General features: G+C 66.1%; 19 protein-coding genes. 9 read left to right on the forward strand and 10 right to left on the reverse strand.

The window, feature by feature from the left end:
- The first annotated feature begins 16 nt into the window (after positions 1-16).
- On the forward strand, positions 17-781 hold the full coding sequence (gene gloB / locus NMB43_RS13200; protein ID WP_494348629.1) for a hydroxyacylglutathione hydrolase: 765 nt from the start codon (positions 17-19) through the stop codon (positions 779-781).
- On the opposite strand, the gene NMB43_RS13205 is transcribed toward gloB, so the two are convergent.
- On the reverse strand, positions 782-1,177 hold the full coding sequence (locus tag NMB43_RS13205) for a response regulator (protein WP_494348630.1): 396 nt from the start codon (positions 1,175-1,177) through the stop codon (positions 782-784). It abuts the gene before it with no gap.
- Positions 1,170-2,138 (reverse strand): diguanylate cyclase, encoded by a 969-nt coding sequence (locus NMB43_RS13210; protein WP_494348631.1) that lies wholly within the window; start codon positions 2,136-2,138, stop codon positions 1,170-1,172. The genes NMB43_RS13205 and NMB43_RS13210 overlap by 8 nt, the downstream gene beginning before the upstream one ends.
- 178 nt (positions 2,139-2,316) lie before the next feature.
- Between NMB43_RS13210 and NMB43_RS13215 the strand changes: the two genes are divergently transcribed.
- Both NMB43_RS13215 and NMB43_RS13220 read left to right on the forward strand, forming a co-directional pair.
- Positions 2,317-3,612, forward strand: a complete 1,296-nt coding sequence (locus NMB43_RS13215) for a transglycosylase SLT domain-containing protein (protein WP_494348632.1) — start codon at positions 2,317-2,319, stop codon at positions 3,610-3,612.
- Between the two features lie 54 nt (positions 3,613-3,666).
- On the forward strand, positions 3,667-5,454 hold the full coding sequence (locus NMB43_RS13220) for a chorismate-binding protein (RefSeq protein ID WP_494348633.1): 1,788 nt from the start codon (positions 3,667-3,669) through the stop codon (positions 5,452-5,454).
- A 36-nt stretch (positions 5,455-5,490) separates the two neighbouring features.
- Here the strand turns inward: NMB43_RS13220 and NMB43_RS13225 are convergent, their stop codons facing one another.
- Both NMB43_RS13225 and NMB43_RS13230 read right to left on the reverse strand, forming a co-directional pair.
- Positions 5,491-7,752, reverse strand: coding sequence for a putative bifunctional diguanylate cyclase/phosphodiesterase (locus tag NMB43_RS13225; RefSeq protein WP_494348634.1), 2,262 nt, complete (start codon positions 7,750-7,752; stop codon positions 5,491-5,493).
- Between the two features lie 126 nt (positions 7,753-7,878).
- Positions 7,879-8,181: a 4a-hydroxytetrahydrobiopterin dehydratase gene (locus NMB43_RS13230; RefSeq protein WP_494348635.1), complete on the reverse strand. Its 303-nt coding sequence runs from the start codon at positions 8,179-8,181 to the stop codon at positions 7,879-7,881.
- Between the two features lie 144 nt (positions 8,182-8,325).
- On the opposite strand from NMB43_RS13230, the gene NMB43_RS13235 reads away from it, so the two are divergent.
- Entirely contained in the window at positions 8,326-9,144 is an 819-nt protein-coding gene (locus tag NMB43_RS13235) for a UDP-2,3-diacylglucosamine diphosphatase (RefSeq protein WP_494348636.1), read from the forward strand.
- Positions 9,145-9,312: 168 nt separating this feature from the next.
- Complete coding sequence (locus NMB43_RS13240) at positions 9,313-10,422, forward strand: pectate lyase (RefSeq protein WP_494348637.1); 1,110 nt, start codon at positions 9,313-9,315, stop codon at positions 10,420-10,422.
- A gap of 112 nt (positions 10,423-10,534) precedes the next feature.
- Here the strand turns inward: NMB43_RS13240 and NMB43_RS13245 are convergent, their stop codons facing one another.
- From NMB43_RS13245 to NMB43_RS13270, 6 genes are all read right to left on the reverse strand, one after another.
- On the reverse strand, positions 10,535-11,017 hold the full coding sequence (locus tag NMB43_RS13245) for a hypothetical protein (RefSeq protein ID WP_494348638.1): 483 nt from the start codon (positions 11,015-11,017) through the stop codon (positions 10,535-10,537).
- A 7-nt stretch (positions 11,018-11,024) separates the two neighbouring features.
- A complete protein-coding gene (locus tag NMB43_RS13250; protein ID WP_494348639.1) occupies positions 11,025-12,536 on the reverse strand; it encodes an AMP nucleosidase in 1,512 nt (503 codons plus the stop codon).
- Positions 12,537-12,606: 70 nt separating this feature from the next.
- Positions 12,607-13,374: a hypothetical protein gene (locus NMB43_RS13255; protein WP_494348640.1), complete on the reverse strand. Its 768-nt coding sequence runs from the start codon at positions 13,372-13,374 to the stop codon at positions 12,607-12,609.
- Positions 13,375-13,427: 53 nt separating this feature from the next.
- Entirely contained in the window at positions 13,428-14,486 is a 1,059-nt protein-coding gene (locus NMB43_RS13260) for an aminopeptidase (RefSeq protein ID WP_494348641.1), read from the reverse strand.
- Positions 14,483-15,031: a transcription elongation factor GreB gene (greB, locus tag NMB43_RS13265; RefSeq protein ID WP_494348642.1), complete on the reverse strand. Its 549-nt coding sequence runs from the start codon at positions 15,029-15,031 to the stop codon at positions 14,483-14,485. Before greB ends, NMB43_RS13260 begins: the two co-directional genes overlap by 4 nt.
- A 42-nt stretch (positions 15,032-15,073) precedes the next feature.
- Complete coding sequence (locus NMB43_RS13270; RefSeq protein ID WP_494348643.1) at positions 15,074-15,307, reverse strand: DUF3567 family protein; 234 nt, start codon at positions 15,305-15,307, stop codon at positions 15,074-15,076.
- 243 nt (positions 15,308-15,550) lie between these two features.
- Here NMB43_RS13270 and NMB43_RS13275 point away from each other — a divergent pair, with 243 nt between their 5' ends.
- The 4 genes from NMB43_RS13275 (at position 15,551) to NMB43_RS13290 (ending at position 19,342) form a co-directional block, all read left to right on the forward strand.
- The gene (locus NMB43_RS13275) at positions 15,551-15,766 is read left to right on the forward strand and encodes a YdcH family protein (protein ID WP_494348644.1); all 216 of its coding nucleotides are present in this window, start codon (positions 15,551-15,553) and stop codon (positions 15,764-15,766) included.
- A 132-nt stretch (positions 15,767-15,898) separates the two neighbouring features.
- Positions 15,899-16,705, forward strand: coding sequence for a DUF2189 domain-containing protein (locus NMB43_RS13280; RefSeq protein ID WP_494348645.1), 807 nt, complete (start codon positions 15,899-15,901; stop codon positions 16,703-16,705).
- A 147-nt stretch (positions 16,706-16,852) separates the two neighbouring features.
- Complete coding sequence (locus NMB43_RS13285; RefSeq protein ID WP_494348646.1) at positions 16,853-18,403, forward strand: cyclic-di-GMP receptor FimW-related protein; 1,551 nt, start codon at positions 16,853-16,855, stop codon at positions 18,401-18,403.
- Between the two features lie 78 nt (positions 18,404-18,481).
- Positions 18,482-19,342: an HDOD domain-containing protein gene (locus tag NMB43_RS13290; protein ID WP_494348647.1), complete on the forward strand. Its 861-nt coding sequence runs from the start codon at positions 18,482-18,484 to the stop codon at positions 19,340-19,342.
- Positions 19,343-19,352 lie beyond the last annotated feature (10 nt).

The following is a 19,352-nucleotide window of genomic DNA, read 5'->3' on the forward strand; positions in this document are numbered from 1 at the left end:
TCAGAATGTGCTGACCATGAAGATTGTTCCCCTTTCGGCATTCAAGGACAACTACATCTGGGCCCTCTGCACGGCGGAACTCGTCGTGGTTGTGGACCCCGGCGAGTCGGCGCCGGTGGAGACCTTCCTGACAGAGAGCGGGCAGCGCCTTGGCGCCATCCTGTTGACCCATCACCACGCGGATCACATCGGCGGCGTTCAGGCTCTGCTTGAACATCACGCGGTACCGGTGCTGGGCCCGGCAGATCCGCGCATCCCGATGGTCACGCACAAGGTCGGTGATGGCGACAACTTCGAACTGGCAGGCGTAGCCGGAGCCTTCCAGGTGCTCGCTGTGCCCGGCCATACCGAGTCGCACATCGCTTTCCTGCATGGCACAGCGTTGTTTTGCGGCGACACCTTGTTCTCGGCGGGTTGCGGCCGACTACTGGGCGGCACGGCTGAGCAATTGCATGCTTCGCTGAATCGTCTGGCTGCCCTGCCGGACGAGACCCTGGTGTATTGCACGCATGAATACACCCTGAGCAACTTGCGCTTTGCCTCCGCCGTCGAGCCCACCAACACGGCGATCGCGGCACGCCGGGCGGAGTGCGAAGTCTTGCGTGCTGCGTCCCGCCCCACACTGCCCGTTCGCCTGCGGGACGAACGGAGCTATAACCCGTTCCTGCGCTGCGCCGTCGAGGCCGTGAAGAACGCGGCGCAGGAGAATGCCGGCAGGTCGCTGGCGTCCCCGCTGGCGGTATTCACCGCCCTGCGTCGCTGGAAAGACGGATTTGCCTGATCAGGCCGCCGTCTGCGGCAAACCAGTGGCCTGCCGGACCGCCGCCATGACCTTGGCGGCATTGAAGGGTTTGACCACGTAGCCGTTGGCTCCGCCAGCAATGGCAGCCTGCACCGTATCGCGGTCGGTCGACCCCGTGACCATCAGGACCTTGACGCCCGGGTGGGCGGCCTTAATCTCTGCCAGCGCGTCCAACCCGCTGCCATTGGGCATGTTCACGTCCAGACACACCAAGGTCGGCGCCAATTTGCGCACCATGACGACAGCGCTCGGCCCATCCTTGGCTTCGCCGATCACTTCGATGCCATCCTGGCGCAGGATACCGCGCAGCATGGCACGGGTCGTGTCATTGTCGTCAGCGATCACGACCGTGATCCCGCTCGTCTTGTTACTCATGACTGGCTGCCTCCTCGATGGCCATCACGCTTGCTACCTGATTACGCCCCAGCGACTTGGCCTGGTATAGCCCGGCATCCGCCAGCCGCACCAGGAACGGAATTTCATGCTGGCCACGCGCCGGCACGACACTCGCCACCCCTACGCTGACCGTGACTACCGCCTCGGGACCACGCGCCGCGTGCGGCAGGCCCAGGCGCTCCACGCCCTGACGGATGCCCTCGGCCACCTGCAGGGCGCCCTCCAGATGCGTGTCGGGCAGGATCACGGAGAACTCCTCGCCACCGTAACGCGCGGCCATGTCCGTCGGGCGCTTGGCACTGGCAGCGAGCACCCCGGCCACCCGCCGGAGACATTCGTCGCCCGCCTGATGTCCATAGTGGTCGTTGTACTTCTTGAAGTCATCCACGTCGCACATCAGCACGCTCAGGGCGGCGCCATTACGCATGGCACGTCCCCATTCGCGGCTGAGGCTCTCGTCGTACTGGCGACGGTTGGGAATGCCGGTCAGCCCATCGACCGAGGAGATCCGGGTCAGTTCGCGATTCATCTCGTCAAGGCGGCGCGTCAGCACCACCAGAGACAGGCGCATCTGGGCGAAACGCTGCATGGCCTTGACCTTGGCGGCCAGCACAACTTCCGACACCGGTTTGACGAGGTAGTCGTCACCGCCCACGGCAATCGCCCGCTCGATGTCTTCGTCGTCGTTACGACCGGAAACGAAGATGATCGGCGTCCACTCTCCATTCCGCTCCAGTTGGCGGATGCGCTTGGCCACTTCGTAGCCGTCGATGCCCGGCATCATCACATCGAGCAGCACGAGATCCGGTCGATGTTCCTTGAACAGCTCGACCCCCGCCAGGCCATCACGTGCAACCACCGGCTCGATGCCCATCTTGCGCAGCTGGTGGCCTACCAGCATGGCGCTCGTCAGGGTGTCGTCGATGACCAGTGCTTTCATGGAATGGGACCCTGCAGTGGGTCTGGGTGATCTTGGCTTGCGCCCAAGCATACGCTGCCGCCGATCGCGCCGCACGTCGATCAGCGCGGGCGAAACCTTTCTTTTCCGATCACCGTTGTACGGGTGCCGCAGCCACTGAGGTTACAATGCCGCACCCTCACTCGAACCGGCACCGCACATGAGGCTTCTCGCCCTGCTTCCTGCCTGCGCCCTCTGCCTGCTCAGCCAGGCTGCCCTTGCCGCGACGCCCGACGCTCCGCTGAGCCTGGCCCCCGCGCTGGAGCCTGCGGCGGTGGCTCCGATGGAAGCCCTCGGCAACCTGGATCAACCACGCTTCGCCCCGCCGATCAAGCCGGTCGACCTGGCCGCACCGCACGAACAGGTGTGGGGCCGCATCCGGGGCGGTTTCGGCATGCCGGACCTCGGCGGCGAGCTGGTGGAAGACCGCATGGCCTGGTACCTGACCCGACCGCACATGCTGCAAGCCTTGTTCGAGCGTGGCCGCAAATATCTGTTCCACATCGTGAGCGAGCTGGAGAAGCGTGGCATGCCCACCGAGCTGGCCTTGCTGCCGATGGTGGAGAGCGCCTTCAACCCGCAGGCTTTCTCCTCTGCGCGTGCGGCCGGCCTGTGGCAGTTCATCCCTTCCACCGGCAAGGATTTCAACCTGACCCAGAACTGGTGGGTCGACGAGCGCCGCGACATCGTGGCCTCCACCAACGCCGCACTCCAATACCTGCAGGCCGTGTACGAACTGCATGGCGACTGGCAGCTCGCGCTGGCCTCCTACAACTGGGGTGAGAACGCGGTCGCACGCGCCGTGACTGCCAACAAAGCCAGCGGCAAGCCGACCGATTACAGCCACCTGCGCATGCCGCAGGAGACGCGCTACTACGTGCCCAAGCTGCAGGCGCTCAAGAACATCGTGGCCAACCCGGAGAAGTACGGCATCCGCCTGCCGGATGTCCCGAACGAGCCCTACTTCGTGACCATCGAGCGCGTGCAGCGCATGGACATCGCGGTCGCCGCGCAACTCGCGGAGTTGCCGCTCAAGGAATTCCTGTCGCTGAACCCGGGCTACAACCGGCCGGTGATGCCCGGCGCAGAGAACGCACAACTGGTGCTGCCGGTGGAAAACGCCCGCAAGTTCAAGGACAACCTGTCGCGCCATGATGCCCCGCTGTCGACCTGGCGCACCTACTCCATCAGCAAGAGCGAGCGCATCGAACAGGTCGCCAAGCGCCTGAACATCGGCGCAGAACTGTTGCGCCTGGCCAATGGCCTGCCCAGCGGCGCACGCCTCGCGGCCGGCTATACCCTGTTGATCCCGAACGGCTCCAGCGCCCAGCACGAGGTACTGAAGGAAGTGCTGCCACGCAGCCCTGCCGGCTCGCGTGCGGTGAAGTCGAGCTACAAGCCTGCCACCAAGAGCAAACCCGTGGCGCGCAGCTATCGCCCGGCTCCGCGTCGCTGACGCTACGCCCCGCCTTGCCGCGGTCGCTTGGCCGCCCCTCGCCGCATTCACCGTATGTCTGCCCCTCTGCCCTTCGCGCTGTTTGAAGACAATGTGGGGCAGCCCGGGCGCGGCGTGCTGCTTGAAGACCTCCAGCACGCGCTGTGCTGTGAGGCCCCCGCAGACCTGGATGCCTGCCTTGCACGACTCGCTGCCTGGCAGGCTGAGGGGTTGTGGGTCGCGCTGGCCGCCCACTATGAGCTGGGCCTCGCGCTGGAAAAGCGCCTGCACCCCCTGTTGCCCGAGCACCCTGGCCCCCTGCTGCGTGCCTGGGCCTTTGCCAGCCGCCGTGAGCTGAGTGGCAACGCACTCGATGACTGGTGGCAGGCACAGAACGAAGCCCTCGATCCCCGCCAGCGCAGCGCAGGCATCCTGAACCTCGCGCCGACCATGGCGCAGGCCGACTACCTGGCCGCCTCCTCACGTGTGCTGGCGCTGATCGCGGCCGGCGATTGCTACCAGGTCAATCTCACCTTCCCGCTCGAAGGCCAGTATTTTGGCCACCCCCTGGCCCTGGCCACCCGCCTGCGCGAGCAGCAGCCCGTCGCTCACGGCGTACTGCTGCACGACGGGCAGGACTGGATCATCAGCCGCTCGCCCGAACTGTTCGTCGCCCGCGAGGGCGCGCGCCTGCGCTGCCGGCCGATGAAGGGCACGGTGCCACGCCAGGAAGGCATGTCGCCGGAAGCGGCACAGGCCGAGTTGCTGTCGGACAAGAACCGCGCCGAAAACCTGATGATCGTCGACCTCATCCGCAACGACCTGGGGCGCCTGGCGCCACCGGGCGGGGTCAGCGTGCCACGCCTGTTCGAGGTCGAGCCCTACCGCAGCGTGTTCCAGCTCACTTCGACCGTGGAGGCGGCGCCGGTAACCGCCCCGTTCAGCGAAGTGCTGCGGGCGCTGTTCCCCTGTGGTTCGGTGACCGGTGCACCCAAGATCCGTGCGATGGAGATCATCCATGCGCTGGAGGCCGGCCCGCGCGGCCTCTACTGCGGTGCGCTGGGCTGGCTCGCGCCGGACGGCGACTTCTCCCTCAACGTACCGATCCGCACCCTGCAGTGCGGCGCCGATCACGGGCTGCGCCTGGACGTGGGGAGCGGCATTGTGGCGGATTCGGACAGTCGCGCCGAGCATGCCGAATGCATGGTCAAGGCGCGCTTCGCCACCCACCTGCGGGACGAGTGGCAACTGATCGAGACGATGCGTCATGACGTGGCGGAAGGAGGCATCGTGCTGCGTGAGCTGCATTTCGCACGCCTGCGCGCCTCGGCCCAATCCCTCGGTTTCGCCTGGCACGAAGCCACGCTTCAGGCCGAGCTGGAGCGCTACCTCGGCACCCTGCCCGCAGGCCCGCAGCGAGTCCGCCTGCGCCTGTCGCGCGATGGCGCCTGCCAACTCGATGGCGCACCGCTGAGCCCGCTGGCCGGGCCCCAGGTCGTAGCCTGGGGCGGCTTCAATCTGGATTCGCGCGACCCGCGCCTGCAGCACAAGACCAGCGCGCGGGACTTCTACGACGGCGCCCTGCAGCAGGCCATGCAGGCTGGCCTGTTCGACCTGCTGTTCTGCAACGAGCGTGACGAGCTGTGCGAGGGCGCGCGCAGCAATGTATTCGTGGAGCTGGACGGAAAATGGCTGACACCGGCCCGGCACTGCGGCCTGTTGCCAGGCGTGCTGCGCGCCAGCCTGCTGGCCCGGGGCACGGTACGCGAGGCGGTGATCCCGCGTGCAGCACTGGCCGCGGCCACACGAATCCGGGTAGGCAATGCCCTGCGTGGCTGGATGGATGTAAGCCTGCGCGACTGAACGCGCACAGGCGCCAAGGCTTGGGAAGGACAGGCCTCAGCCGCGCTCGCGCAACCAGGCGTCGAGCTGGTCGGGCGGCATCGGCCGCCCCAGCGCATAGCCCTGCATGAACTGGCAACCCAGGCGCTGCAAGGTCTCGATCTGCGCCTGCGTCTCCACGCCTTCTGCCACCACCTGCATGCCGCTCATGCGCGCCAGGGTCAGCACGCTGGCCGGCACCGCCTGATCCACCTCCCCGTCACCCAAGGCATGCACGAAGCTGCGGTCGATCTTGAGGATGCCCACCGGGAGCTGGGCCAGATGGGTCAGCGAGGCGTGGCCGGAGCCGAAGTCGTCGATGGCGATGCGAATACCCATCCCCGTCAGGCGACTCAGGTGGGCATGCACCTGGGCCTGGTCCTCGCGGTGGATGGCCTCGCCAATCTCCAGCACCAGTTTGTCGGCCCGCACGTCGCACAGGTCGATGACCTGCTTCACGCGATCCGCGAAGTCATCGCTGCGGAACTGCACGGGCGAGATGTTCACCGCCATGTAGAAGTCGTGGCCCAGCTTGTGCCACACCGACAGACGATCCAGCGCCTCCTCCAGCACCCACAGACCCAGTTCGTTGATCATGCCGGTACGTTCGGCCAGCGGGATGAAGCGATCCGGCGCCACCATCTCGCCATAGTCGTTGCGCCAGCGCAGCAGCGCCTCGACACCGATCACCTGCCTGCTCTGCGCATCCATCAGGGGCTGGTAATGCACCGACAGGCCACGGCGGAAATCAATCGCGGCGCGCAGGTTGTGCAACATGGCCACCCGCGCCTGCACGTCTTCCGACATGTTGCGCGAGAACCAGCAGCAGGCGCCACCGCCGGCATGCCGCGCCTGGTTGACCGCCAGATTGGCGTTGCGCAGCAACTCCACGGCGCCCCCCTTGCTGTCGGCCACCCGCACGATACCCAGCCGCACCTGCACCACCAGGGCATGGCCATGCACGAAGAACGGCGCTTCAAAGGCCTTGCGCAAGGCGGCCGGGTCGATCGCGTTCTCCGGCCCGAACAGGCCGAAGGTGTCGGCCGAGATGCGGGCAATCATGATGCCCGGACCAACCGCCGAGCGCAGGCGCTTGGCCACGCCGATCAGCAGGGTGTCGCCACAGCGATGGCCCAGCGCGTCGTTGATGTCGGAGAAGCGCACCACGTCCGCAATGGCCAGGCAACGCGAACCGCTCTGGCGGGCAAACAGATCCTGGTCCACGTCGGCCAAGAAGCGGGTGCGGTTGGGCAGGTGCGTCAGCGGGTCGAAGAAGGCGAAGAAATCGAGCCGCTCGAACAGGTCAACGTTCTCGAAGCCGACCGCGATATTGGAGGCGAAGATTTCGATCAGGCGCAGCTCGAAGTCCTGCAGCGGACGGTCGATCTCGAAATAAGCAGCCGCGTCACGAGTGCCACTGCCCAGCCACATGACGAAGCGCTGGCCATCGAAGACGCAGCTCTTGGCCGCGATGGCGCGCTTGACCGCGCGCTGGGTATCGATATCGGCACACTTGTCGAGCGCGCTGCCAATCCAGGCCACGAAGCGCCCGCCGGCATGCAACACGCTGATGCCCGGCTCGCCAAGGTCGAGGCTGGCGCTGGGCTCGACGCACACGAAACCGTGCGCCTCGGTCCCCAGCAAGGCGCTCAGGCGGTCCAGCAGGGCGCGCGAGAACTCGCGCGCGGAACGCACGCGGAACAGGCTGTTGGATGAGTGCGCCACCGCCGTGAGGCCGCGATTGCTGCTCTCGATGAGCTCCATCTGCGCATAGGCACGGATGGCGACCATCAGGGTGGTGACCAGGCGGGTCTGGGTCAGCTCGGACTTGGTGCGGTAGTCGTTGATGTCGTACTGGCGCAGCACCTCCAGCTCCGGCGCATAGCCGGGCTGGCCGGTGCGCAGCACGATGCGCAGGGTGCGCAGCTTGAGTTCGTTGCGGATCACCTGCACCAGGGAGAGCCCGGCGTCAGGGGTCTCCATGACCACGTCGAGCATGGCCACGGCAACGCCGGCCTCGTGCCGCAGGATGCCCTCGGCCTCGATCGCGCTGCGTGCATGCAGGAGTTCCAGGCGAGCGCCATCGACCTCCACGTTGCGCAAGGCGTAGGCGGTGGCGCTATGTACCTCCTCGTCGTCGTCGGCGATCAGGATGCGCCAGGCACGGCGGCTGGACTGCTGGTGCTCGCCCTGAGCAGCATCCGGCTCATCGGCAAACAGGAAGGGATCATCCCCCCCGTCACCTGCACTCAGGTGCCCGACATTCCCCGCAAGCGTCACACCTGTCTCCCACTGTTTGTGTAAGGCATCCGTCTAGGATAACGCGCTATGTCCAAGTGCTTACGGCTTCACTGACATTTTCCTTGAGCTTCGCACGCCACGTACCTGATTCCAAAGGCGCCGCCTTCAGTTCGACGACTGCATGAGTCGCTCGCAGAAGCGGGCCAGCGCGATGTCCAGTTCGGTCACGCCCCCCGCATCATGGGTGCTGAGCGTCAGTTCGAGCCGGTTGTAGACGTTGCGCCAGTCCGGATGATGATCCATCTGCTCGGCTTTCAGCGCGATCCGCGTCATGCTGGCGAAGGCGGTGCTGAAGTCCTTGAACACGTACTCGCGGCGGATGCCGTTGCGCTCGGCATCGAAGCGCCAGCCGGGCAGGCTGGCCAGGGCGGCGTCCAGTTCATCCTTGGTCAGGGGCTTGGGGCGCATGGCGGCCTCCATGGGTGAGGGAATGCTTGCAGTATCGGCCGCGCACTGGCAAAGGGCCAGACCGGCACCGCCCGGTCATCGCCCTGTCACACAATCTTCTTATCGTCGCGCCCGGAATCGCCCCTCGCCTCCGGATCCGCTCCGATGCAAAAAGTCCGCTCGATCTTCCTGTCCGACATCCACCTCGGCACCCGTGGCTGCCAGGCCGACGCCTTGCTGGATTTCCTCAAGCAGCATGAGACCGAGCACCTCTTCCTGGTCGGCGACATCATCGACTTCTGGGCCATGAGCCGCGGCGTGCATTGGTCGCCGGCGCAGAACACAGTGGTGCAGAAGATACTGCGGGCCGCGCGCAAGGGCGTCAAAGTGGTCTTCGTGCCGGGCAATCACGACGAAGTGCTGCGTGAGCACTGCGGCATCGACTTCGGCGACATCGAGCTACGCACCGAGTACCTGCACACCACGGCCGACGGCAAGCGCTACCTGCTGTTGCATGGCGATGAGTACGACCAGGTCACGCGCCACCATCGCTGGGTGGCCGTGCTGGGCGACATCGCCTACAACCTGCTGGTGCGCATCAACGGCTGGCTGTCGCGCGCGCGGCGCTTGCTGCGCATCCCCGGCTACTGGTCGCTGGCCGGTTACGCCAAGCGTCGGGTCAAGACTGCGGTGAGCTTCATCTACGACTTCGAGGACTCGGTGATCCACGCAACGCGGGCACGCGGGGTGGATGGCGTGATCTGCGGCCACATCCATGCCGCGACGATCCGCGACATCGACGGCATCACCTATGTGAACTGCGGCGACTGGGTGGATAGCTGCACGGCGATCGTCGAGCACCTGGACGGCCGCCTGCAACTGGTGGAGTGGCGCCTCGCCGCGCGCGCCCTCCCCGCCGTCGCCACTCCGGAGCCGTTGCCAGAGCCTCTGGAAGCGCCTGCCGTCGCCGCCAGCAAAGCCTGAGCCCTGCCGTTCCGCGCCCCGGAACGGCCGGACGTGCCATTCCGCACGCCCGATGCTGCAGCACGGTTTGCTTCCTGCGGATTGATTTCCAATAATACGAAAGTTGCACCAAAACCGATCCGCCCACACAGGCGGCGGCATCAATCACAAAGACATCGGAGACAAGTCATGCACATCAGGTTCCTCCTGGCGAGCCTGGTCGCGGTCGCTTCGTTCGCGACCACGGCTGAAGCCGCCAACCGCCCCAAGGGCTGGGTCACCATCTGCAAGGAAGGCGCCACCTGTTCGGTTGCCGCCAACACCCAGGTCGCTTTCGGTCGCGCCGACCAGTTCCTCTACAAGACGCTCAGCGGCAGCTTCGTCTGTAACGAGGCCACCTTCGGCGGCAAGATCGCCGGCGGCGTCAACGAATGCTCGATCGCCAGCGGCAGTTCGTCGAGCTCCTCGTCCTCCAGCTCCTCGTCCTCCAGTTCGTCGTCGAGCAGCTCGTCGTCCAGCAGTTCCTCCTCCTCGTCGAGTTCCAGCTCCTCTTCGAGCTCCTCCTCCAGCTCTTCGTCGAGCAGCTCCTCCTCCAGCAGCTCGTCCAGCTCGGGTGGTAGCGGCGTCTGTAAGGCTGGCAGCACCATCAGCGGCACGGTCGACTGCGGCGGCATCACCATCGGCACGGCCTGCGGCGAGCAAGCGGAAGGCCAGGCGCCCGTCCTGACCCTGGCCGATGGCGCCACGATCAAGAATCTGCGCATCAACAAGAACTCGGCCGATGGCATCCACTGCAAGGGCAACTGCCGCATGGAAAACGTGGTGTGGGAAGACGTCTGCGAAGACGCCGCCACCATGCTGGGCGGCAGCGGCAAGACGATGACCATCGTCGGCGGCTCCGCTTCGCACGCCGAAGACAAGGTGTTCCAGCACAACGGCAAGGGCAGCACCATCAACGTCAGCAACTTCAACACCTACGGCACGATCCAGCGCTTCTGGGCCTCCTGCGGCAACTGCGAGAACAACGGCGGACCGCGCAACCTGGTGGCGAACTACGTGACCATCAACGGCCCGGTGGCCAAGCCCGATGGCAGTGCAGGCTACGTGCTGCGCCTGAACTCCAACTACGGCGACAAGGCCACCGTGCGCAACATGAAGATCAAGGGCTACTCCCTGGGTAAGCCTAAGGTCTGCGTGCAAGCCATCGGCGTGCAGCCGGGCGAGGCCCAGGTCAACAATGGCGAGTTCTGGAACACCGCCAATTGCGACATCAGCAAGAGCGACGTGACCGGCTTCTAAGCCTTCGCCTGTACGTTGCGCGTGCCACCCTCACGATGGCCGCATGGAAAAAACAAAGCCTCCCTTGCGGAGGCTTTGTTTTTGGGGACAGCCCGAAAAATCGAGCGGCGGGCTACTTCCACAACACGCAATGGCGGAACAGTGGCTGCTTGCCAGCCAGGCCCGCCCCCACGCACTGAAAGACAGCCTCTTGGCCAACCGCCAGTTCCGCCGCCACGTGCTTGGCGCTGCGACTGGCCACCCGCCCGTCCGGACCCGCCTGGGGGTGGCTGGCGTACAACTGGAGCTGCACGGTATCGACGGCGGCCTCCCCCTCGCTGAGCATGACCGTCACCCGCCCCGCCTTCTCGCTGACCACGGCCACTCGCCCACGCACCACCCACGGGCGATCCTCCATCAGGTCTTCGGCATAGTCGCGCTTGCCCTGGTAGAGGCTCAGCGCACGCGCGGCGTCGATCACCGGCAGGTCCTTCACTGCCGGATAACGGTTCAGCAGCTTGCACAGCGCCTTGTCGTCGAAGCCACGGCAGTCGTAGTACTGCGCCGCCGCCAGGCTCGGCAACAATGCGGCGAGGGAGCACCAGAGCCTGCGCATCCAGCGCCTACTGGAAGGCGACTTCGGCAAAGCTGCGCAGCTTGCGACTATGCAGCGCATCGAGGCCACGCTCACGCAGAATCTCCAGCGCGCGGATGCCGATCCGCAGGTGCTGGTCGACACGCTCGCGGTAGAAGTGGTTGGCCATGCCGGGCAGCTTGATCTCGCCATGCAGGGGTTTGTCGCTCACGCACAGCAGGGTGCCGTAGGGCACGCGGAAGCGGAAACCGTTGGCGGCGATCGTGGCACTCTCCATGTCCAGCGCCACCGCGCGGCTCTGGCTGAAGCGGCGCTGCGGCGTGTTGTCGGGCAGCAGTTCCCAGTTGCGGTTGTCGGTGGTCGCCACCGTGCCGGTGCGCAGCAAGCCTTTGAGTGCGCCTCCCGAGAGGCCGGTGACATCGGCCACCGCGTGCTGCAGCGCCTGCTGGATTTCAGCCAGCGCGGGAATGGGCACCCACAGCGGCAGCTCCTCGTCCAGCACGTGGTCCTCCCGCACGTAAGCATGGGCCAGCACATAGTCGCCCAGCTCCTGCGTGGTGCGCAGACCGGCGCAGTGCCCCAGCATGATCCAGGCGTGCGGGCGCAGCACCGCGATGTGATCGGTGATGTTCTTGGCGTTGGCCGGACCGACCCCGATGTTTACCATCGTAATGCCGCCACGATCACCCCGCACCAGGTGATAGGCCGGCATCTGCGGCAGGCGCGGTGGCGCCTTGCCCAGCGCATCGTTGGGCTCGGCCGGCAACCCCTGGCGGCGCATGACCACATTGCCCGGCTGCACAAAGGCATCGTAGGCACCAACCGGATCGTTCATCAGCTCCTGGCCCATGCGGATGAACTCGTCGATGTAGAACTGGTAGTTCGTGAACAACACGAAGTTCTGGAAGTGCTCCGGCGAAGTACCGGTGTAGTGGCGCATGCGCTGCAGCGAGTAATCTACGCGCGGCGCGGTGAACAAGGCCAGCGGATGGGCGCCACCGGGTGGCGTGACGTGCGTGCCGTTGGCGATGCCGTCGTCCATGGCGGCAAGGTCCGGCAGATCAAACACGTCGCGCATCAGCAGGCGGCGCTCGGCATTCATGCTGCCTTCGACGTGGTCATGCTCGCTGAAGGAGAAATGGATCGGAATCGGCTGCGCGCTGGTGCCGATCTCCAGCTCCACGCCATGGTTCTGCAGCAGCAGGCGAAACTGGTTGTGGTAGTAGTCGGCGAACAGGTCGGGCCGCGTCAGCGTGGTTTCGTAACGCCCCGGCCCCGCTACGAAACCGTAGGACAGGCGCTTCTCCGCGTGGTTCTTGCGCACCACGGTATCGGTATGCACCCGCACGTAGGGGTAGCAGGCGCGAACCCGCAGATGATCGCCCCCGATCTGGCCGAACACCGCATCTCCCGCCACGAAGCGCTGCATCGCATCGCGCAGGTGGGCAATGCTGTGGTCATAGATGTAACGGACCTGGGCGAGCGCCTGGTCGGCGTCGGAAAAGCGCAGCGGGGCGATAAAGGGCGGCAGGAAGGGCATCACGAATCGGGGTGTGTGGATGACTCCCCAAGGATACGCGAACTCGCCGGCCCTTGCCCCGCCCGGCCGCTCAGTGCTGGGTGGCCCGCCGCGCCTGCTGCCAGGCCACCACAGCCTGCGAGGAGGCTTGCATCGTGCGGCTGCGCATGCTCTCCTCCATGCCCGCATAGAGCGAGGCAAACAGCTCCTGGGTGATCTCCTGCGCCAGCCCATCGACGGCCAGGCCATGGGTCAGACAGCGGATCTGGATACTCGCCAGCGCATCGGCCACCAGGCGCCAGCCCTGGGTGGGCATGTCGCGCGTCAGTGCCAGCATCATGCCGCCCAATTGCTTGAGGAGCGCAACCGCGTCCTCGCGCGACTCGCAGGCGATCATGGCGTGCCACAGCGTCAGATGCAGCTCGCGCCGCAGGGCGATCTTGAAATCCAGCGCACAGGCCTCCTCCGCCTGAATGCGGGCGAAGTACTGCTGGCAGGCCGCCTCGTCGTCGATCTCCAGCACGTCGCGCAAACGCCCCAGCAGGACCGACAGGCCGCTGAGGCCGCCGCTGCCGAAGGCCTGCATGAAGGCCAGGCCCCACTGGTCCAGCCCGACCAGCAGCAAGGCGCGGCGCAACAGGGTCTCGTCGTGCGTGGCCATCGTGGCCCACTCGTCGAGATGGCGGGCCAGCTTGTCCAGCGCGGCTTCGGTCTGCTCGGGGGAGCCCTCCAACGAGAGGCGGAAAGCGGCGTTGAAAGCTTCCTGGACCAGGCGCGCAGCCTGCGTCTGCACATCGGCATGCGCCAGCGCGGCCAGCGGGTCGGGAGGAAGATCGGAGGGAACAGTGGAGGTCATCATGCGAGCTTTCTTGGACAGGCGCGGATTGTGCCTCAGCCACGCGCCGGCTGCATTCAGGTAGCGCTCTCCAGCAGCGCCTGCAGGCGCGCATCGCGTTCCGCCTGCGGCAAGGCGGCCAGTTCGCGCACCGCGGCATAGAAGCGTGGCAAGTCCTGCCCCTGCTGCCGGTACAGCGCCTCGAAGGCGGCCACCCAACGCCGGTAGAGGCCGACCGAGGCCAGGGTCGCGTTGTTGATGTCCTGGCCGAACCAGCGGTCATAGCCCGCCAGGCCACCCCAGCGCTGCGCCTTCACCTGGGCATATTCAGCACGCAGCGCCGCGATCAGCTCGGCCTTGCGCGCGCGCTTGACCGCCTCCGCTGCATCGCTGGCGTAAAGCTGTTCCAGCGCATCGCGATACTTCAAGACCAGCGCGGAAAAGTCCGCCCGCATGCGCTGCGCGCGCTCGAATCCTTCGGTCAGCGAAGCCTTACCGGGCTGAGCCATCCAGCGCCGCACACCGATCTCTTCCACCGCAGTGGCGAAAGACTCGTTGAAGGCAGTGTCGCCCTTCACATACAGCAGACGGTGCGCCAGTTCGTGGAAGATCAGGCGCGCCAGCTCGGTTTCCGGCCAGTGGATGAAGGTGTTGAGCAGCGGATCGTCGAACCAGCCCAGGGTGGAATAGGCCGGCACGCCGCCGACATGTACATCCATGCCCGCACTGCGCAGCCGCGCCGCATGCGCCTCGGCGTCGGCCTGCGCGAAGTAGCCCAGGTAACCGACGCAGCCGGCCACCGGCAGACACCACTCCTGCGGCCGCATGGACAGGGAGGGCGTCGCGAACACGTTCCACACCACGTAGGGCCGCTGCAGATCGGCATAGAGGCGGTAGCTATCGCCCTCTGGCAGGGCCAGTGCCGCGCTGGCGAAATCGCGCATGCGCTGCGCCAAGTGCAGGCGCTGTTGCAGGCTGGGCGGCGTGGTCTCGTCAGCCAACACTTGGGCCACCGGCCGGGTGCGCTGCCATAGCTCGATCTGGCCGCTCGCCGCCTGCCAGTAATAGGACGGCGACACGCTGCAGCCAGCCAACAGCGCCGTCATCGCCAGCAGGCTTGGTAGCCGGACCCTCATTCGTAGCGGATTTCGACGATGTCGATCTCGCGCAGGCCGGCCGGGCTCTGGAAGCGCACCGTATCGCCCTCGCGCGCCTTGATCAGCGCGCGTGCCAGGGGCGAGATCCAACTGATGCGGCCCTCCGAGGCATTGGCCTCGTCGACGCCGACGATCTGATAGGTGGCCTCCACGCCTTCCGCGTCGCACACCACGATGGTGGCACCGAAGAAGACTTGGTCAATGTTCTCCTGCTCAGCCGGCTCCACCACGGTGGCGGACTCCAGGCGCTTGATCAGGAAGCGGATGCGGCGGTCGATCTCGCGCAGGCGGCGCTTGCCGTAGATGTAGTCGCCATTCTCGGAGCGGTCGCCATTGGAGGCGGCCCAGGACACGATGCTCACCACCTCGGGGCGCTCCACCTTGAGCAGGTGGTCGAGCTCAGCCTTGAGCCGCTCGAAACCGCGACGCGTCATGTAGTTCTTGCTTCCGGGCGGAAGCTGCGGCGCAGCGGATGCGCCGTCTTCATCATCCTCTTCGGATTCCTTGACGAATGCCTTGTTCATGCCTGTACGCCGGGCAGGCCCGGCGCACGGGCAAGGCCTGCTTTACTGGTAGATCGCGGGCTGGGTCATCAGGTACTCGAACTGGTCCAGGCAGACGTCGAGATCCTCATCTTCGTCACCATGGCTCAGTGCGTCCTGCAACTCGCTCTGAAATCGTTCCGCCGTCCCTCCGGACAGGAGAGCACCACGGCCACGCCTCTTATCGATAACCTCAATAGCATCGACTGCGGGGTAGGCTACAACATACAGGATAGGGTTGTTGAACACGACCTTCATGGTGACTCCTCCTCTGCCAGTTGAGCCAGACGCGGGTGCGAAGGGCGGGGACATCGGGGCGGCACCGGTTCACTACGTAGCACGATCAGACGAAGCGAACAGGCGTTAACCCTATGGCCGTGTCTACGGCCTCAAGTTCCGGCAAATCCAGCCGCCGATGTAAAACAGTGTGGCGACTGCAGGAACTGAATCACGGGGCGCAGTTGTCTTAACGACAGGAATGAGCGGAACCTGGAGACAGCAATGATGAATGCAAGCCTAGACAGCGCCATGAGCCTGCGTCACCGACTGGACAACCTGCGTGACGAGCATCGCCAGATCGACGACAACATCGCGCGCCTGTGCCACGAACCGCTGGGCGACGATCTCACGCTACGCCGCCTCAAGAAACACAAGCTGATCGTGCGCGACCGCATCGCCCTGATCGAGCGTCTGCTGACCCCCGATCTGCCCGCCTGACACCCTCGCGCCACGCCCGTGACGCGGCGCCGCTTTCCTGTCTGCGGCCGGCATGGCACCATGCCGGCCACATAGACAAAGAACCATGCCGCGCAACGCGCAGGCGTGGTCCCGACACCAAAGGGGGAAAGCGTGTCGCAGCAACCCACAGAGAACGCGGCTGACACACCGGCCGCAGACAAGCCCTTTCCACGCGTGCGGACCGTGTCCCTGTTCGCGCCGCTACGCTGGCTGCGCGCCGGCTGCTCGGACCTGCGCCACAACCTGCAGGCCAGCCTGTTCTTCGGCTTCTGCTATGCCGCCATGGGCTTCGCCATCACGCTCGTCTTCGAGCACGCCTATGCCTACACCTCGGCATTGACCTCCGGCTTTCTGCTGTTGGGGCCATTCCTGGCCATGGGCCTGTACGAGATCAGCCGCCGCCGCGCCCGTGGCGAGGCACAGGACTTCGCGGCCACGCTGACCGTATGGAGGCGCAATGCCGGCAACCTGGGCCTATATGGCCTGATCCTGACCATCGTGTTCCTGGTCTGGGCCCGCGCCTCGCTGATCACCTTCGCTCTCTTCTACACCCAGGAAATGCCCAACCTGTCGGGCTTCCTCGGCCAGGTACTGAGCCTGGAGAACCTCGACTTCCTGGTCATTTACTCCAGCGTCGGCCTGGTCTTCGCCTTCATCGTGTTCTCGGTCAGCGTGGTCGCCATGCCGCTGATGCTCGACCGCAACCAGGACGCAATCACCGCCATGCTGTGCAGCGTCATCGCGGTCACCCAGAACCCCCTGCCCTGCCTGCTGTGGGCGGCCCTGATCGCAGGGCTTACCACGCTCGGCTTCCTGAGTTTCCACACCGGCCTGGTCGTGCTGCTCCCCATCATCGGCCATGCAACCTGGCACGCCTATTGCGACCTGATCGAGGCGGAGCCCTCCCGCCAAGGCTGATCTGGCCACGCCTCGCCCCCCTGGGCCCATTCGTCGCGCCCGGCTGGTCACGGCTGTACTTGCCGTGGGAGCTACGCATAATCAATGCATATTTGGTATTTTTGATATGTATCCGCAATGCCCGACCTCCTGACACTGACTGGACCCATGGCCCCATTCAAGAACCTGCTGCCGGGACGCCTGCGTTCTGAAGCAGAAGGATTTTCCCCCGACGAGCAGTCCCGCTGGTTCAACGATCTGCCCCAGGACCAACCGCTGGAGGTGGCCGAGCAGATGACGTTGCGCGTGCGCAAACTGCAGCACCAGCGGCCCGGCCCACGCGCCACGTTCAAGACGCTGGAGCAGTTGCTGAGCCAGTCCGAGCCCACCATCCGCCAGCTCGAACGCTCGCTGGAAGGCGCCCGCCAGCCTTTGAGTCAGCAGGTTCGTAACGCGGCCGGGCGCGCCGATCGCCTGCTCAAACAGTTGGGGGAAGCCTATTACGATCTCGCCCTGCACTTTGGCGACACGATGGAGCGCCTGCTGCTGCGCCGCGCCTTCGAGACGGCCAGCCTGCGTGCCGCACAGATGATCCATCGCCGCGCCGCGCTGGCGCATCGCGCCGGCTCCTCCGGCTCGTCGCGACGCTGGGGGCAGTTCGTGGCCCTGCTGGCCTCGGCCCAGGCGCACAAGCATGCCCACCACCGCCCCGATCGCACGAGCAAGGACACGGTGGAGAACGTGATCAAGCAGGCCAGCCTGATGGCGCTGGCCGATCCGGTGAACATGGAAGCCTCGGAACTGGCGCACCTGCGCTTCTTCGTCGAGCGCTTCGGCCACCTGTGCAGCTTTTCCGACAGCGCACCCGACTTCGGCCCCGGCATCTTCCTGTTCGACGAATCCGCGCGCGGGCCGCGCCGCCTGCGCCGCGACCATCAGTTGAAACCGGGCGACAAGGTACTGGATTGCCGCCCGCTGCTGGAGACGATCAAGCAACAGATCACCGCGCTGCGCCGCGGCGAGACACCGACCCGCCTGGGCCTGCCCCTGGCCGCCGGCGACAGCGGCTATGTCTTCATGCTGGCACGCTGTGTGGAGCAATGGTCCGAGCCGCAGATCCGCCGCCACAACCTGTCGCGCACCCAGCGCAATGCGGAGCTGGTGGTGGGTTTCGACCCGGTGCGCCATTTCCTCGCCCATGAAGCGCTCCGCCGCACCCACGGCAAGACCGACCCGTCGGGCCGCAGCGGCCCGCCCAGCACGGAATGGAACATCCTCGACGAAAACCCGGCCGGCTTCGGCATCCAGCTCGTCGAAGGCAAGGTCGGCGCCATCGCCCTCGGCGAGCTGGTCGCCCTGCGCCCACATGACGAGGACGATATCTACCTGTGCGTCACGCGCAACGCGCGCAGCGTCACCGGGGGCGACTTCGAACTGAGCCTGGAACTGGTCAGCAAGCTGTGTGCGCCGGCCACCATGACGCGCCAGCTCGCCAACGGCCAGACCCAACCTGTGCCGGTGCTGCTGCTGCCGCATGCGCCGCAGCTCAACGGCGCGCCGGGCCTGATTGCCCCGATTGGCGACGTCAGCCCCGGCATGTCCATCGTGGCCCCCGGCCCCGACCAGACAGTGACCCTGGAGGCGATCCAGCCGGCTGAGCGCCTGGTGTCCTGCGAGCTGGTGTTGCTCAACAAACGGCAGACGCCCGCGGCAACCTGACGCGCCGGCCCCCTGCGGCATACAATGGGGGCTTCGCGCCGCCTCGGCGGCGCCCGGTCCCGCCGCACGAGGTCGTCCATGCCTGTAGCCCAGGAACTCGTTGCCAGCCTAGACAAGCTGGCCAGTCTGCCGACGCTCTACTACCGGATCCGCGAGCTGCTCGACGATCCCGACGTATCGGTCAACGTGCTGGCCAACGAGATCGCGCAGGACCCCGCCCTCTCCGCGGCCCTGCTGCGCATGGCCAACAGCGCCTTCTACGGATTCCCGCGCAAGATCGAGACACTAACCCGCGCGATCAGCCTGATCGGACTGGGCCAGGTCGGCGAGATCGTGCTGGCCAGCATGCTGGCCGGCAGCTTTGGCGGAATCCACACCCAGCACATGGACATGCCGCGCTTCTGGCGCGGCAGCGTGTCGCGCGCCCTGTTGTGCCGGGCGCTGGCCCACCAGCACGGGGAACGCGAGCCGGAGCGGATGTTCGTGATCGGCCTGCTGTCCGACCTGGGTCACTTGGTCATGTACCAGGCGGTGCCCGACCTCATGGGCATCCTGCTCGACATGCCGGCGGCCAGCCTGGAAGCCCGCGCCGAACAGGAGCGCGCGATCGTCGGCTGCGACTACACCGAGGTCGGAGCCGCCCTGGCCCTGTCCTGGCGCCTGCCACTCAGCTTTGGCGCCATCGTGGGCGGGCAGTTGAGCCCACCTCTCGCCGGCGAGTTCGCGGCCGAAGCCGCCCTGCTGAACATCGCGGTCCATGTGGCCCAGTGCATGGGCGACGGGCTGCCGATCACCAGCGAGACGATCGGCTGCCACGAAGAGGCTTTTGAGCTCGCGCGACTGGACCCTGCCATCCTGCCCGTGCTGATGGAACAGGTGCAGGGGCAACTCGAACAAGTCATCGGCGCCCTGGCGCTGGGCAGCCCGGCCCACGCTTAGGCCGCCCCCG

The sequence above is a fragment of the Uliginosibacterium sangjuense genome (genome assembly GCF_059132465.1).

Coding starts and splice junctions, on each gene's coding strand:
- NMB43_RS13290 (WP_494348647.1), top strand. CDS start 18,482: ATGCCTGTAGCCCAGGAACTCGTTGCCAGCCTAGACAAGCTGGCCAGT.
- NMB43_RS13210 (WP_494348631.1), bottom strand. CDS start 2,138: ATGAAAGCACTGGTCATCGACGACACCCTGACGAGCGCCATGCTGGTA.
- NMB43_RS13255 (WP_494348640.1), bottom strand. CDS start 13,374: ATGATGACCTCCACTGTTCCCTCCGATCTTCCTCCCGACCCGCTGGCC.
- NMB43_RS13215 (WP_494348632.1), top strand. CDS start 2,317: ATGAGGCTTCTCGCCCTGCTTCCTGCCTGCGCCCTCTGCCTGCTCAGC.
- NMB43_RS13205 (WP_494348630.1), bottom strand. CDS start 1,177: ATGAGTAACAAGACGAGCGGGATCACGGTCGTGATCGCTGACGACAAT.
- NMB43_RS13245 (WP_494348638.1), bottom strand. CDS start 11,017: ATGCGCAGGCTCTGGTGCTCCCTCGCCGCATTGTTGCCGAGCCTGGCG.
- NMB43_RS13285 (WP_494348646.1), top strand. CDS start 16,853: ATGGCCCCATTCAAGAACCTGCTGCCGGGACGCCTGCGTTCTGAAGCA.
- NMB43_RS13250 (WP_494348639.1), bottom strand. CDS start 12,536: ATGCCCTTCCTGCCGCCCTTTATCGCCCCGCTGCGCTTTTCCGACGCC.
- greB (WP_494348642.1), bottom strand. CDS start 15,031: ATGAACAAGGCATTCGTCAAGGAATCCGAAGAGGATGATGAAGACGGC.
- gloB (WP_494348629.1), top strand. CDS start 17: ATGAAGATTGTTCCCCTTTCGGCATTCAAGGACAACTACATCTGGGCC.
- NMB43_RS13275 (WP_494348644.1), top strand. CDS start 15,551: ATGATGAATGCAAGCCTAGACAGCGCCATGAGCCTGCGTCACCGACTG.
- NMB43_RS13235 (WP_494348636.1), top strand. CDS start 8,326: ATGCAAAAAGTCCGCTCGATCTTCCTGTCCGACATCCACCTCGGCACC.
- NMB43_RS13230 (WP_494348635.1), bottom strand. CDS start 8,181: ATGCGCCCCAAGCCCCTGACCAAGGATGAACTGGACGCCGCCCTGGCC.
- NMB43_RS13270 (WP_494348643.1), bottom strand. CDS start 15,307: ATGAAGGTCGTGTTCAACAACCCTATCCTGTATGTTGTAGCCTACCCC.
- NMB43_RS13260 (WP_494348641.1), bottom strand. CDS start 14,486: ATGAGGGTCCGGCTACCAAGCCTGCTGGCGATGACGGCGCTGTTGGCT.
- NMB43_RS13220 (WP_494348633.1), top strand. CDS start 3,667: ATGTCTGCCCCTCTGCCCTTCGCGCTGTTTGAAGACAATGTGGGGCAG.
- NMB43_RS13240 (WP_494348637.1), top strand. CDS start 9,313: ATGCACATCAGGTTCCTCCTGGCGAGCCTGGTCGCGGTCGCTTCGTTC.